This is a genomic window from Streptomyces sp. NPDC052101, from assembly GCF_040680235.1.
Classification (GTDB): domain Bacteria; phylum Actinomycetota; class Actinomycetes; order Streptomycetales; family Streptomycetaceae; genus Streptomyces.
Window position 1 is genome coordinate 20,895 of sequence record NZ_JBFAWH010000038.1, and the last position, 13,058, is coordinate 33,952.

13 protein-coding genes are annotated in these 13,058 nt (G+C 70.0%); 6 read left to right on the plus strand and 7 right to left on the minus strand.

All coding sequences use genetic code 11. The features are described 5' to 3' along the window. The first annotated feature begins 68 nt into the window (after positions 1 to 68). Positions 69 to 1,229 carry a Gfo/Idh/MocA family oxidoreductase gene (locus tag AB0L75_RS37830; protein ID WP_365190588.1) on the plus strand — a complete coding sequence of 387 codons (1,161 nt, stop codon included), beginning with the start codon at positions 69 to 71 and terminating at the stop codon, positions 1,227 to 1,229. 30 nt (positions 1,230 to 1,259) lie between these two features. On the opposite strand, the gene AB0L75_RS37835 is transcribed toward AB0L75_RS37830, so the two are convergent. Then, positions 1,260 to 1,886 carry a poly-gamma-glutamate hydrolase family protein gene (locus AB0L75_RS37835; RefSeq protein WP_365190589.1) on the minus strand — a complete coding sequence of 209 codons (627 nt, stop codon included), beginning with the start codon at positions 1,884 to 1,886 and terminating at the stop codon, positions 1,260 to 1,262. A gap of 15 nt (positions 1,887 to 1,901) precedes the next feature. Beyond that, the gene (locus AB0L75_RS37840) at positions 1,902 to 2,933 is read right to left on the minus strand and encodes a LacI family DNA-binding transcriptional regulator (protein WP_365190591.1); all 1,032 of its coding nucleotides are present in this window, start codon (positions 2,931 to 2,933) and stop codon (positions 1,902 to 1,904) included. Positions 2,934 to 3,043: 110 nt separating this feature from the next. On the opposite strand from AB0L75_RS37840, the gene AB0L75_RS37845 reads away from it, so the two are divergent. Genes AB0L75_RS37845 through AB0L75_RS37855 form a run of 3 tightly spaced genes read left to right on the plus strand, consistent with a single transcriptional unit; the run spans position 3,044 to position 6,060 of the window. Then, positions 3,044 to 4,210 carry a phytanoyl-CoA dioxygenase family protein gene (locus AB0L75_RS37845; protein ID WP_365190592.1) on the plus strand — a complete coding sequence of 389 codons (1,167 nt, stop codon included), beginning with the start codon at positions 3,044 to 3,046 and terminating at the stop codon, positions 4,208 to 4,210. Between the two features lie 19 nt (positions 4,211 to 4,229). Continuing rightward, a complete protein-coding gene (locus AB0L75_RS37850) occupies positions 4,230 to 5,006 on the plus strand; it encodes an SDR family oxidoreductase (protein WP_365190594.1) in 777 nt (258 codons plus the stop codon). A 49-nt stretch (positions 5,007 to 5,055) separates the two neighbouring features. Beyond that, positions 5,056 to 6,060, plus strand: coding sequence for a Gfo/Idh/MocA family oxidoreductase (locus AB0L75_RS37855; RefSeq protein WP_365190595.1), 1,005 nt, complete (start codon positions 5,056 to 5,058; stop codon positions 6,058 to 6,060). Positions 6,061 to 6,140: 80 nt separating this feature from the next. On the opposite strand, the gene AB0L75_RS37860 is transcribed toward AB0L75_RS37855, so the two are convergent. From AB0L75_RS37860 to AB0L75_RS37880, 5 genes are all read right to left on the minus strand, one after another. Beyond that, on the minus strand, positions 6,141 to 6,335 hold the full coding sequence (locus AB0L75_RS37860; protein ID WP_365190597.1) for a hypothetical protein: 195 nt from the start codon (positions 6,333 to 6,335) through the stop codon (positions 6,141 to 6,143). Positions 6,336 to 6,492: 157 nt separating this feature from the next. Continuing rightward, the gene (locus AB0L75_RS37865) at positions 6,493 to 7,401 is read right to left on the minus strand and encodes a sugar phosphate isomerase/epimerase (RefSeq protein WP_365190599.1); all 909 of its coding nucleotides are present in this window, start codon (positions 7,399 to 7,401) and stop codon (positions 6,493 to 6,495) included. A gap of 2 nt (positions 7,402 to 7,403) precedes the next feature. Further along, positions 7,404 to 8,315, minus strand: a complete 912-nt coding sequence (locus tag AB0L75_RS37870; protein ID WP_365190600.1) for an ATP-binding cassette domain-containing protein — start codon at positions 8,313 to 8,315, stop codon at positions 7,404 to 7,406. Between the two features lie 4 nt (positions 8,316 to 8,319). Next, the gene (locus AB0L75_RS37875) at positions 8,320 to 9,396 is read right to left on the minus strand and encodes an ABC transporter permease (RefSeq protein WP_365190602.1); all 1,077 of its coding nucleotides are present in this window, start codon (positions 9,394 to 9,396) and stop codon (positions 8,320 to 8,322) included. After that, positions 9,396 to 10,415 carry a substrate-binding domain-containing protein gene (locus tag AB0L75_RS37880; protein ID WP_365190604.1) on the minus strand — a complete coding sequence of 340 codons (1,020 nt, stop codon included), beginning with the start codon at positions 10,413 to 10,415 and terminating at the stop codon, positions 9,396 to 9,398. Before AB0L75_RS37880 ends, AB0L75_RS37875 begins: the two co-directional genes overlap by 1 nt. Positions 10,416 to 10,593: 178 nt before the next feature. Here AB0L75_RS37880 and AB0L75_RS37885 point away from each other — a divergent pair, with 178 nt between their 5' ends. Together AB0L75_RS37885 and AB0L75_RS37890 are read left to right on the plus strand one after the other, a co-directional pair. After that, positions 10,594 to 11,385, plus strand: a complete 792-nt coding sequence (locus AB0L75_RS37885; RefSeq protein ID WP_365190606.1) for a GntR family transcriptional regulator — start codon at positions 10,594 to 10,596, stop codon at positions 11,383 to 11,385. A gap of 351 nt (positions 11,386 to 11,736) precedes the next feature. After that, positions 11,737 to 13,050 carry an ABC transporter substrate-binding protein gene (locus tag AB0L75_RS37890; RefSeq protein WP_365190607.1) on the plus strand — a complete coding sequence of 438 codons (1,314 nt, stop codon included), beginning with the start codon at positions 11,737 to 11,739 and terminating at the stop codon, positions 13,048 to 13,050. Positions 13,051 to 13,058 lie beyond the last annotated feature (8 nt).

The window sequence follows — 13,058 nt, forward strand, 5'->3', positions numbered from 1 at the left end:
CCCATGTCCGAACAAAGGTGGTCTGGACAGGAACATGGACCGGTCCAATGCGCCCAGGAGGGGCTGTCATGGTGGATGAGCTGGGTGTCGCCGTCGTCGGGTTCGGCTGGATGGGCCGGGTGCACACCCAGGCGTACGCGCGGCTGCCGCACCACTATCCGCGTCTTCCCCTGCGCCCCCGGCTGATCACCGTCGCCGAGGAGGTGCCGGGGCGGGCCGAGGAGGCCGCAGGGCAGTTCGGGTTCGCCTCCGCGACCCGCGACTGGCGGGAGGTGGCCGCCGATCCCCGGGTGCGGGCCGTGAGCATCACCGCGCCGAACTTCCTGCACCGGGAGATCGGCGTGGCGATGGCCGAGGCCGGCAAGCACATCTGGATCGAGAAGCCGGTCGGACTGACCTCCGAGGACGCCCGCGCCGTCGCCGACGCGGTCGCCAAGGCCGGCGTACAGGGAGCGGTCGGTTTCAACTACCGCAACGCGCCCGCCGTCGAAGCCGCCCGCGAGCTGATCGCCTCGGGTGAGATCGGCACGGTGACCCACGTCCGCATCCGCCTCTTCAGCGACTACGCGGCCCACCCGGACTCCGCCCTGACCTGGCGGTACGAGCGGGCGCGCGGCGGCAGCGGGGTGCTCGGCGACCTGGCCTCGCACGGCGCCGACCTGGCCCGCTTCCTGCTCGGCGACATCGCCTCGCTCACCGCCGACACCGCGATCTTCCTCCCGGAACGCGCCCGCCCGACCGGCGCCACCGCCGGCCACGCGCTCGCCTCCGGCGGCGAGCCCGGCCCGGTCGAGAACGAGGACTACGTCAACTGCCTGCTGCGCTTCGCCTCCGGCGCCCGCGGGGTCCTGGAGGCCTGCCGGGTCTCGGTCGGCGAACAGAACAACTACGGCTTCGAGGTGCATGGCACGAAGGGGGCCGTCCTCTGGGACTTCCGGCGGATGAACGAGCTGGCGGTGAGCCGGGGTTCAACGTATCAGGACCAGCCCGTCAGCACGGTGTACGTCGGGCCGGGTGCCGGTGAGTTCGCGGCGTTCCAGCCGGGGGCGGCGAATGCGATGGGGTACGACGACCTGAAGGTGATCGAGGCGTATCGGTTCGTGCGGTCCGTCGCCGAGGGTGTGCCCTACGGCGCGACGCTCGCGGATGCGGTGGCCAGCGGTGCCGCGCTGGACGCGATGACCCGGTCGGCCGAGCGGGGCTGCTGGGTGGAGGTCGGGGTCGGCTGAGGGCGCCCCCGGAGGTGCCACGGTATGCCGTCAGGAGTCCGGGGCGCCGCGGTGGCTGGTCGCGCCCCTTCCCGGAGCCGCCCTGCCCAGTGCTTCCACACCCGCCGCCAGCGCGTCGGCCACCGCTCCCGGCGGGATGTCGGTGCCGCCGCTCGTACGGGCTTGAAGGGGCAGTTCCACCTGGACTCCGCCGAGGCGGGTCAGGTTGACCGGGTTTGCGGGATGTACGCCGCGCAGGCCGGGCGGGATCGCCGTCAGGTCGACGACGGCCGGGAAATGCGGGGCCTGTGCGGCGAACGCCTCGGCGACGACATGGGCCGCGGCCCGGTTGGCGCCGCCGAGGAAGACCGTGTGCTGTGCCCCGGGGCGCACATGGCCGTGCAGGGAGACCGTGAGGGAGACCCGGTCCAGGAACTCCCGCAGCAGTGCGCAGGGGGCGGCCGCCATGCGCGGGGACGGGATGTGCACGGGCTGCCGTACGCCCGGCTGGGTGAAGACCAGGCTGGTGGCACCGCAGCGGCGGGTCACGAGGTCGGCGAGTTCGGCCGTACCTCCTTCGAGGCTGCCGTGCAGGGCCAGCAGCCCGATGTCGCTGCCCGGTACGAGGGTCGCGAGCAGCGGTACGCCCTCGATCTCCACGTGCTCGGTACGGGTCACCGGCTCGCCCCCCCTTCACTCGGCCGTCTGCGCGGGCATGTTGTACGGCGTGACGACCTGGATCGCGGACGGCAGCGCGGGGCCGGCCGGGGGCAGCGCACCGTGTGCCCGCATCACCAGATGGCAGGCCTCCCGCATGTCCTGGCGCAGATCGTGGTGGAGTACGGCGGACAGCCGGTGCTCGCGCAGCAGCCGGGTGTTGTCCTGGTCGAGGTCGTGGGCGATGAACACCGCGCAGGTGCGGCCGAGGTCGGCGAAGGCGCGCAGGGTGGCGTCGTTGCCTCCGCCGATGGAGTACACGGCCCGGATCTCCGGGTCCCGTCGCAGTGCGGCGCGGACCAGGTCGTACTGGGTGGCGTCCAGGCCCTGCCCCTCGGCGATCTCCACCAGGGTCCGCTCGGGGTGCCGGGCCCGCATCACGCTCCGGAACCCCATCTCGCGCTCCTCCTCGTTGCGGAAGAAGCCGCTGCTGAGGCTGGTGAGGACATTGCCGGACCGATCGCCGAGCCACTGGCCCATGAGGTAGGCGGCGGTGGCGCCGGCGGCGCGGTTGTCGCTGCCGACGCAGCCGAGGCGGCCGCTGGCGGGCAGGTCGGTGACGAGGGTGACGACGGGGATGCCGGCCGCGGTGAGGCGGCCCACGGCGGCGGTGACCTCGGGGACGTCCGGTGCCTTGAGGATGACGCCCTGGGAGCCGCGCCGGGCGATCCGGTCCAGGGTCCTGACCTGCTCGGCGGCCGGGCCGGTCTCACGGAAGTGGAAGCGGGAGCGGACCACGGCCGGGTGCAGGGAGGGCAGTTCCGCCTCCAGGGCGGCGCGCACGGCGGTGGAGAACCGGTCGGGCGCCTGCACCACGATGTCGACCATGAAGGTACGGCCGACCAGCCGGACCTGGGTGCGCTGCCGGTCGAGGTCGGCGATGGCCCGGTGCACCTCCTGCGCGGTGCTCGCGCGCACCCCTCCCCTGCCGTTCAGCACACGGTCCACGGTGGCCTCGCTGAGGCCCGCCTGGCGTGCGATCTCCCGGATCGGGAACGGATGGCCCATGGCCCGGCTCCTTGAGGGGTTTTTGATGGCTGGCTGCTGGTTGTTCGAGGGGTTTGTACTGACAAGAATGACAGGGCTGTGCGGCTCTCGTGACCGAAAGAAGGACACCGATGTCCGTGGCTTCCGTGCCAGGCCGTGTCTGGCTGTCCGAGCAGGACTGCGACCTCGGCGCCTTCCGTGCCCTGATCGACCGGACGACACATCTGGCGGACTACCCGCACGCCGCCTCGGTCGCGGAGAACGTCCTGGTGTACGAGGGCGAGCGGCTGCGCACCGCCGAGGACCGGTACGTCGTGCGGGCGGAGCTGGTGCGGGCGTTCGCCGACGGGCCGGGGATCGTCGTGGTCAAGGGTGCCTACCCGGACCCGTCCGTCGTCGACCGGGTCACCGAGGTCTTCGAGGCGTTGATCGCCGAGCAGCGGGCCTGCGGGGCCGGCGCCGGCGACCACTTCGCCGCCCCGGGCGCCAACGACCGGGTGTGGAACGCGCTGGAGAAGACGGCCCTGTACGACGCGGAGGCGTTCGCCGACTACTACGCGAACGACGTCCTGGCCCTGGTCTCCTCGGCCTGGCTGGGCCCCGGCTACCAGGTGACCTCGCAGGTCAACGTGGTCAACCCGGGCGGCGCAGGGCAGACCGCGCACCGTGACTACCACCTCGGCTTCCTGAGCAACACGACGGCGGCCGCCTACCCGGCCCATGTGCACCGGCTCTCCCCGGTGCTCACCCTCCAGGGCGCGGTCGCCCACTGCGACATGCCGGTGGCGTCGGGTCCGACGCTCTGGCTGCCGTACTCACAGCGGTACGAGCCGGGTTATCTGGCCTGGCGGCTGCCCGGGTTCCGGGCGTACTTCGAGGCGCACCACGTGCAGCTCCCGCTCGCCAAGGGCGACGCGGCCTTCTTCAACCCGGCGCTCTTCCACGCCGCCGGCACCAACCGCACGGCGGACGTGCGGCGCACGGCCAATCTGCTGCAGGTCTCCTCCGCCTTCGGGCGCGCGATGGAGACGGTGGACCGGGAGGCCGTGGCGAACGCGGTGTTCCCGGTGCTGCTGCGGCGTGCGGCCGAGGGTGCCGGCGGGGAATGGCTGGAGAACGTGATCGCGGCGAGCGCCGAGGGCTACCCCTTCCCCACCAACCTCGACAGCGACCCGCCGGTCGACGGTCTGGCCCCGCCCACGCCGGCGGACGTGCTGCGGCGGGCGGTGCGCGAGGAGTGGAGCCCGGAGCGGCTCCGTGCGGAGCTGCGGGCCGGTGCGGAACGCCGAGAGAGCTGAGGAAGGTCAGGGACAGGTCATGGGACTTCTCGACGACAAGGTCGTGCTGGTCAACGGAGGCAGCCAGGGGGTCGGTGCCGCGATCGCGCGGGCCGCCGTCCGGGAGGGCGCCGTCGTGGCGGTCACCGGCCGCCGTACGGAACCGGGTGAGGCGCTGGTGGCCGAGCTGGCGGCGGCCGGGGGCAGGGCGGTGTTCGTGCGCGCCGATCTGGCGGACGCGGATCAGGCCAAGGCGGCCGTCGCCGAGGTGGTGGACGGCTACGGCCGGATCGACTGCCTGGTGAACGCGGCGGGGCTGACCTCGCGCGGCACGCTGCTGGACACGACCCCGGAGCTGTTCGACGCGCATGTCGCGATCAACCTCAAGGGGCCGTTCTTCGCGATGCAGGCGGCGGTCGCCGACATGGTGGCGCGCAAGGCGCCCGGCACGATCGTCAACATCATCACCTCCTCGGCGCACGGCGGTCAGCCGTTCCTGGCGCCGTACGTCGCCGCCAAGGCAGGCCTCGTGGGCCTGACCCGCAACACGGCGCACGCCCACCGCTGGGACCGGATCCGGATCAACGGCCTGAACATCGGCTGGACCGCCACGGAGGGCGAGGACGCCACGCAGCGCGCCTTCCACGGCGCCGGCGACGACTGGCGGGAGCAGGCCGCGGCGAAGCTGCCGATGGGCAAGCTGGGCCAACCGGACGAGATCGCCGACTTCGTGGTGTTCCTGCTGTCCGATCGCTCCGGCGTGGTCACCGGGTCGGTGATCGACTGGGACCAGAACGTGCTCGGCGGCCTCGACTGAACCTCTCTCTCCGCTCGTCCCCGTAAGAACTGCAAGGAGCCTCATCCTCATGCGCATCGGAATCCTCGGCCTCGGCCGCATCGGCGCCTTCCATGCCGAGACCCTCTCCGGCCTCGCCGCCGTCGACTCGCTCGTCGTCACCGACCCGTTCGCGGACGCGGCCAAGGCCGCCGCGGAGCGGTTCGGGGCCGAGGTCGTGGACTCGCCGGAGGCGCTGCTGGCCGCCGGCGTGGACGGCATCGTGGTGGCGGCCGCGACCGACGCCCACCCCGCCCTGATCCTGGCCGGCGTCGAGGCCGGCGTCCCGGTCTTCTGCGAGAAGCCCGTCGCGAGGACGATGAGCGAGGGCGTCGAGGTGCTGAAGGCCGTGCGCGGCAGCGATGTGCCGATCCAGATCGGCTACAACCGCCGCTTCGACGCGGGCTTCAGCGCCGCGCGCGCCGCCGTCCGGGCGGGCGAGCTGGGCAAGCTGCACACGGTTCGCTCCACGACGCTGGACCCGGCGCCGCCGCCGGCCGCGTACATCGCCGCGTCCGGTGGCATCTTCCGTGACTGCTCCGTGCACGACTTCGACATCATCCGCTGGGTGACCGGCCATGAGGTCACCGAGGTGTACGCGGTCGGCGGCAACCGGGGCGCCGACTACATCAGGGAGGCGGGCGACGCCGACACCACCGGCGCGATCCTCACCCTGGACGACGGCACCATCGCGGTGGTCTCCAACTCCCGCCACAACGCGCGGGGTTACGACGTCCGTATGGAGCTGCACGGCTTTGCGGACTCGATCGCGGTCGGCCTGGACGACAAGCTCCCGCTGCGCTCGGTCGAAGCCGGGGTGACCTTCCCGTCCGGCACCCCGCACGACTTCTTCATGGACCGCTTCACCGACGCCTACCGCGCCGAACTCACCGCGTTCACCGAGGTCGTGGCCGGCACCCGTCCCTCCCCCTGCACCGTCGAGGACGCGCTGGAGGCAGGCTGGATCGCCGAGGCCTGCACCCTGTCGCTCAACGAGCACCGGCCGGTGACGCTGGCGGAGGTCCGGCAGGCCTGAGCCGACGGGGCGGCGCCGGGCACCTGCCCGGCGTCGCCCGTGTGTCTCAGCCGCAGCCCTGTCTCAGCCGCGGCTCTTTCTCAGCCGCAGTAACGGATCAGCCACTCGTCGGGGTTGTACGTGTCCCGGTCCGGGTCCGGCTTGGTGGCCGGGCTGGTCTCCACCGTGTCCTGTGGGCGTATCCGCTCGGGCAGTGAGCCGAAGCGGGTGCGGCGCAGAACCGCCGCGTCGATGGTGTCCTGTGCGCTCTCGTCGAGTTCCCCGCGCTGCGTCATCTCGTCCTCCCGTCTTCGCGGGCGTCCCCCGTCATCGTTGTCAACGCCCACGTGCAACGGTTCGTTCCCGGCCATCGCGGGTCCGAATCCGTCGCGGCCCCGCAGGAACAGCGCCGCGCAGGGGACCCTACGATCCCCTGCGCGGTGTTGTGGCAGGTCAGGCCCCGCAGGACCGCAGGAAGCGCCGGGTGCGCACCGCGATCGGCAGCGGCTTGTCCGGCTCGCACGGGTACATGTCCTGCTCGACGATCGCGAACAGCTCCATGCCCAGTCGCTGCGCCGCCTCCAGCACCGGGCCCAACTCGGGTACGCCGGAGGGCGGTTCGCACATCACGCCCTGGGCCACGGCCGGCCCGAACGGAGTCCCCTTGGCCTGCACCTCGGCCAGGACCTGCGGGTCGACCTGCTTGAGATGGAGGTAGCCGATGCGCTCGCCGTAGGTCTCGATGAGCTTGACGCTGTCCCCGCCGCAGTAGGCGTAGTGCCCGGTGTCCAGGCAGAGGTTGACCAGCTCGGAGTCGGTGGAGTCGAGGAACCGCTCGACGTGGTCCTCGGTGTCGATGTGGGTGTCGGCGTGCGGGTGGACGACGATGTCCAGGCCGTATGTCTCCTTGACCTCGTGGCCGAGCCGCTCCATGCCCTTGGTCAGGTGCGCCCACTGCTCCCCGGTCAGCTCCGGCGGCTCCAGGATCTCGGCGGTCTTGTCGTCCCGCCAGAAGGAGGGGATGACCACCAGGTGCCGCGCGCCCGTCGCCTGGGTGAGCGCGGCGACCTGGCTGACATGGGCCCAGGTCTCCTCCCAGACGGACGGGCCGCGGTGCATACCGGTGAAGACCGTGCCCGCCGAGACCTTCAGGTTCCGCCGGGCCACCTCGTCCCCGAGGCGCGCGGGGTCGGTGGGGAGGTAGCCGTAGGGGCCGAGTTCGATCCACTCGTAGCCCGCTTCACAGACCTCGTCGAGGAAGCGTTCCCAGGGCACCTGCCGCGGGTCGTCGGGGAACCAGACGCCCCAGGAGTCGGGGGCCGAGCCGACCCGGATACGGTCCAGCGGGGTGGGGGTGGCCATGGTCAGGGGGTTCCTTCCGGGGAGGGTGCGACGGGTGCGGTGAGGTCGCTCTCTTCGGGGAGTTCCTCGGTGTCGACGCCGCGTACCTGGGCCAGTTCGTGTTTGAGGGCGGCGAGTTCTGCGCCGCCGGCCATGTGGTTGGTCAGCTCCTCCAGAGAGACCTCGCTGCGGTCGGCGGACAGTTCGAGGGTGCCCAGGCGCAGGACGCTGAAGTGGTCGCCGACCATGTAGGCGTGGTGCGGGTTGTGGGTGATGAAGATGACGCCCAGACCGCGGTCGCGGGCGGCGGCGATGTACTTGAGCACCACGCCGGACTGCTTGACGCCGAGGGCGGCGGTGGGCTCGTCCAGGATGAGGACGCGGGCGCCGAAGTAGACGGCGCGGGCGATGGCCACGCACTGGCGCTGGCCGCCGGAGAGGGTGCCGATGGGCTGTTCCAGGTCGTCCAGGACGATGCCCATCTCGCGCAGTTCGTGGTCGGCGGTCGTCTTCATCGCGGCGATGTCCAGACGCCGCAGCGGCCAGGGGCCCTTGGTCTTCTCCGAGCCGAGGAAGAAGTTGCGCCACACCGGCATCAACGGCACCGTGGCCAGGTCCTGGTAGACGGTGGCGATGCCACGGTCCAGGGCCTCGCGCGGGCTGCTGAAGCGCACCGGGGCGCCGTCGACGAGGAACCCGCCCTCGGTGTGCTGGTGCAACCCGGAGACGATCTTGATGAGGGTGGACTTGCCGGCGCCGTTGTCGCCCAGGACGCAGGTGACCTGGCCGGCGTGGACGGTGAGGTCCACGCCGTGCAGGGCGCGGACGTTGCCGTAGGACTTGCCCGCGCCGCGCAGTTCGACCAGCGGGCCGTTCTGCGGGGGTACGGCGTCCTGGAGGACCGCGCCGTGCGAGCCGGTTGCCTTGTCAGTCATCGTGCTACCTCCGGGTCGCCGTGCGCTGGACCCACAGATTGATCAGGACGGCGCCCAGGAGCATCACGCCGAGGAACGCCTTGAACCAGTCGGGGTTCCAGCCGGCGTAGACGATGCCCTGGTTGACCATGCCGAACATGAACGCGCCGAAGACCGGGCCGATCGCGGAGCCGTAGCCGCCGGTGAGCAGGCAGCCGCCGATCACGGCCGCCGCGATGTAGATCAGCTCCTGGCCCACGCCCTCACCGGACTGCACGGTGTTGAAGGAGAACAGGTTGTGCATGCCGATGAACCAGGCGCCGAAGCCGACCAGCATGAACAGGGTGATCTTGGTGAAGGTCACCGGCACACCCACCGCCCGCGCGGACTCCTTGTTGCCGCCGACCGCGAAGATCCAGTTGCCGTACTTGGTGCGCAGCAGCACCCAGGTGGCCAACGCGGCGAAGACCAGCCACCACACCACCGTGATCTTCACCTGGACGCCGCCGACGTCGAAGCTCGACGCGAAGACCTTCTTCGCCTGGTCGAAGCCGTCCATGTCGCTGATGTCGTCGGTGGCGACATTGCCGGTGACCCACTTCGTCACGGCCAGGTTCACACCCTGCAGGATCAGGAATGTGCCCAGGGTGATCAGGAAGCTGGGCAGGCCGGTCCTGACGACCATCCAGCCGTTGAGGAAACCGATCGCGAGCGAGACCGCCAGGGCGACGATCACCCCGGTCCACACGTTCATGGTCAGCTGGTAGCTGAGCATGCTCGCGGTCAGCGCCGAGGAGATCACGGCGACGCCGGAGGACAGGTCGAACTCGCCGCCGATCATCAGCAGTGCCACCGGCAGCGCCATGATCCCGATCGTCGAGGACTGATAGAGGATCGTGGCCATCGAGCTGCCCTGGCGGACCGAAGGCGCGACGATCAGGAAGAAGACCAGTACGGCGGCCGCGCCGAGGAAGACACCCACCTCGGGGCGGGCCAGCAGCCGCAGCGCCAGCGGGCGCCGGGCGGTACGGCCGTCGGCCTCCTTGGGACCGGACGCCGGCGGTCTGCCGAGGGCCGGCCCAGCCTGCTGCGCCATGCTCATCACCGGGTCCCCTTCGCGGCGAACTCGGCGACCTTGTCGACATTGGACTTGTCGACGAAGGCCGGGCCGGTCAGTACCGGCTGCACCCCGCCACCGCTGTAGTTGCCGTTGTACTTGTAGAGCCACAGTGCGTCGACCGCCAGGTAGCCCTGCAGATAGGGCTGCTGGTCGACGGCGAACTCGATCGAATTGTTCTGGACCGCCTTCACCAGGTCTTTGTTCAGGTCGAAGGTGGCCACCTCGGCCTTGCTGCCCGCGTCGCCCACCGACTGCACGGCGGTGAGGGCGAAGGGGGCACCGAGAGTGACGACGGTGTCGATGGAGCTGTCCTGCTTCAGCTTCGCCGTGATCGTCGACCGCACGGACGGCATGTCCGTGCCGTTCACATACAGCGTCTCAGTGGTGCCCTTGAACGTCTTCTGCACACCGTCGCAGCGCTGGGTGAGACCCACATTGCCCTGCTCCTGGATCACGCAGACGATCTTCTTGGCGCCGGTGGTGTTCAGCTTGTCGCCGAAGGCCTCGCCCGCGACGCTCTCGTCCTGCCCGAAGAACTCCAGCAGGCCGAGCTTCTTCCAGTCGCTCAGGCCCGAGTTCAGGCCCACCACGGGGATGCCGGCCTGCTGGGCCTTGCCTATGACGCTCTTCATCGCGTCCGGCTTGGCCAGGGTGACGGCGATGCCGTCGACCCTCTGGTCGATCGCGTTCTGCACCAGGTTGGCCTGGTTGCCGGCGTTGGGGTCGGCGGAGTAGACGAGCTTGATGTTGTCCTTGGCCGCGGCGGCCTCGGCGCCCTTGCGGACGGTGTCCCAGAAGGTGTCACCGGGTGCCTGGTGCGTGACCAGGGCGACGGTCATGCGCGGGGTGTTGGCCTTGCCCGCCGAGGCGTTCTGTGCCGCCTCCTCGGCCTTCTTGCCGCCATGGGCGCTGGCGCAGCCCGCCAGCGTCAGGGCGGTCGCGGCGGCGACGGCCACGGCCGGGGCCAGTCTCCGGAAGCGGGAGGGAGAAGAGCGGTCCATCTTTCCTGCACCTCACTGTGCGTGCGACGGGGGAAGGGACGCTGTTGCGTTGGGACGGGATCAAAGTCCTTGGCGAGCCCGCTGTCAATACTTTGTTAAGACATCATTTCACAAGCAGGTCCGAATGTAAGTACAAACCATTGACACCTTCGCCTCCCCGGACCTACACCTGAGAGGCATGAGCCCAGTACACCGCACCGAGCAGCGAACGGCACCGGGTGATCGCGCGCTCGCCCCGCTCGCCTTCACCCTGGACCGCACGAGCCCGGTGCCGCTCTACTACCAGCTCGCCCAGCAGCTGGAGGCGGCCATCGAACACGGCACGCTGGCCCCGGGCGACCTCCTGGGCAACGAGGCCGGCCTCTCCGTACGGCTCGGCCTGTCCCGGCCCACCGTGCGCCAGGCCATCCAGTCCCTGGTCGACAAGGGACTGCTGGTGCGCCGCCGCGGGGTGGGCACCCAGGTCGTGCACAGCAAGGTCAGGCGACCGCTGGAGCTGAGCAGCCTCTACGACGACCTGGAGTCGGCCGGACAGGGCCCGACCACCCGGGTGCTGCGCAACGAACGGATCCCAGCGCCCCCGGAGGTGGCCGCGGCCCTCGCCCTCCCCGAGCACACCGAGGTCATCACGCTGGAGCGGCTGCGCCGCACCCACGACCAGCCGGTGGCGTTCCTGTGCAACTACCTGCCGGCCGACCTGCTCGAACTCCCCACCCGGCAGCTGGAGTCGACAGGTCTGTACCGCATGCTGCGGTCCGCCGGGATCGTCCTGCACAGCGCCCGCCAGTCCATCGGCGCACGCAGCGCGACGGCCGAGGAGGGCGCCCTGCTGGACGAGAGGGAGGGCGCGGCACTGCTGACCATGCGACGCACCGCGTACGACGTCACGGGCCGGCCGGTGGAGTACGGCAGCCATGTCTACCGGGCCTCGCGGTACGCCTTCGACTTCCAGCTGCTCGTAAGAACCTGAACCCGGAACCCGAACCCCAGAACCTGAACGCCGGAACCCGAACCCCGCCCCTCAGAACCCGAACCGCTGGTCAGAACCGGAAGCGGAACCACTCGTGTTCACACAGCCCCCACGGCCGCCCGAGCCGTGGGGGCTGTCGCGCCTGCGCCGCGGCGAACACGCAGGTAACGATGACGATTACGTTTCGGGCAAGAGACCGTCGAGTGGAGGCCGACCTATTGACGCATGAGCGGACTTGGGGCTGTTATTACGCCCACGATGTTCGGTCGAGTTGGTTTCTGAGCGGTTTCGACGATCTTTCGGTGATCAACTCATCCCCTTGACCGAGCCCTGTATTCCTCAGGAGCCGCCATGCGCCTCTCCCCCTCCGGTCTTTCCGTCCCGGGTCCCAGCCGTCGCTCGCTGCTGCGCGGAGCGGGCGGTGCCGCCCTGCTCGCCGGTGCCGGCATACCCTTGCTGTCCGCCTGTGGAGGCAGCGGTTCCTCCTCCGACCCGAAGACCGTCACGCTCGGCTCCAACGCCTCGGACGCCGTGCCGAAGAAGGCCTTCGAGGCCGTGTACGCCGACTTCAAGAAGCAGTCCGGCATCACGGTCGCCGTGAACACGAAGGACCACAACACCTTCCAGGAGCAGATCAACTCCTACCTGCAGGGCACGCCGGACGATGTGTTCAACTGGTTCGCCGGTTACCGCATGCAGTTCTTCGCGGCGAAGAAGCTGGCCACACCGATCGACGACGTGTGGCAGAAGATCGGGGACAATTTCCCGGACGCGATGAAGAAGCTCAGCAAGGGCGAGGACGGCAAGTACTACTTCGTGCCTCTGACGACGTACCCCTGGGCGATCTTCTACCGCAAGAGCGTCTTCCAGCAGCACGGCTACAAGGTCCCCGCGGGCTGGGACGAACTCGTGGCCCTGTGCAAGCAGATGAAGAAGGACGGCCTGATCCCGATCGCCTTCGGCGACAAGGACGCCTGGCCGGCCATGGGCACCTTCGACCAGATCAACTTCCGCCTCAACGGCTACGACTTCCATGTGCAGCTGATGGCGGGCAAGGCCTCCTGGACCGACGCCAAGGTGAAGGCCGTCTTCGACCACTGGGCCGAGCTGCTCCCCTACCACCAGGACGGCTTCATGGGCCGTACCTGGCAGGACGCCGCGCAGACGCTGGTCTCGAAGAAGGCCGGCATGTATCTCCTCGGCTCCTTCGTGGCCCAGCAGTTCACGAACAAGGCCGACCTGGACGACCTCGACTTCTTCCCCTTCCCTGAGATCAACTCCGCGTACGGCCAGGACACGGTCGAGGCGCCGACCGACGGCTTCATGGTCAGCAAGGCCCCGAAGAACCACGCCGGTGTCGTCAAGCTGCTGGAGTACCTGGGCTCTCCGGCGGCCGAGGAGATGTACCTCAAGGGCGACCCGAGCGTGGTCGCCGCCTCCAGCAAGGCGAGCACCTCCGCGTACTCGGCGCTGCAGAAGAAGGCGTTCGACATGATCGGCAGCGCCAAGAGCCTCACCCAGTTCATGGACCGCGACTCCCGGCCCGACTTCACCTCCACGGTGATGCAGCCGGGCCTGCAGAAGTTCCTCCAGAACCCCCAGGGCGTGGACAGCCTGCTGTCGTCCATCGAGCGCCAGAAGAAGACGATCTTCGCGTCCGAGTGAGCGACCCG

Excerpts from the sequence above, each read along its gene's own strand:
- AB0L75_RS37865 (WP_365190599.1), bottom strand. The coding sequence starts at position 7,401 with ATGGCCACCCCCACCCCGCTGGACCGTATCCGGGTCGGCTCGGCCCCC.
- AB0L75_RS37855 (WP_365190595.1), top strand. The coding sequence starts at position 5,056 with ATGCGCATCGGAATCCTCGGCCTCGGCCGCATCGGCGCCTTCCATGCC.
- AB0L75_RS37870 (WP_365190600.1), bottom strand. The coding sequence starts at position 8,315 with ATGACTGACAAGGCAACCGGCTCGCACGGCGCGGTCCTCCAGGACGCC.
- AB0L75_RS37845 (WP_365190592.1), top strand. The coding sequence starts at position 3,044 with ATGTCCGTGGCTTCCGTGCCAGGCCGTGTCTGGCTGTCCGAGCAGGAC.
- AB0L75_RS37885 (WP_365190606.1), top strand. The coding sequence starts at position 10,594 with ATGAGCCCAGTACACCGCACCGAGCAGCGAACGGCACCGGGTGATCGC.
- AB0L75_RS37890 (WP_365190607.1), top strand. The coding sequence starts at position 11,737 with ATGCGCCTCTCCCCCTCCGGTCTTTCCGTCCCGGGTCCCAGCCGTCGC.
- AB0L75_RS37830 (WP_365190588.1), top strand. The coding sequence starts at position 69 with ATGGTGGATGAGCTGGGTGTCGCCGTCGTCGGGTTCGGCTGGATGGGC.
- AB0L75_RS37840 (WP_365190591.1), bottom strand. The coding sequence starts at position 2,933 with ATGGGCCATCCGTTCCCGATCCGGGAGATCGCACGCCAGGCGGGCCTC.
- AB0L75_RS37880 (WP_365190604.1), bottom strand. The coding sequence starts at position 10,415 with ATGGACCGCTCTTCTCCCTCCCGCTTCCGGAGACTGGCCCCGGCCGTG.
- AB0L75_RS37860 (WP_365190597.1), bottom strand. The coding sequence starts at position 6,335 with ATGACGCAGCGCGGGGAACTCGACGAGAGCGCACAGGACACCATCGAC.
- AB0L75_RS37850 (WP_365190594.1), top strand. The coding sequence starts at position 4,230 with ATGGGACTTCTCGACGACAAGGTCGTGCTGGTCAACGGAGGCAGCCAG.
- AB0L75_RS37875 (WP_365190602.1), bottom strand. The coding sequence starts at position 9,396 with ATGAGCATGGCGCAGCAGGCTGGGCCGGCCCTCGGCAGACCGCCGGCG.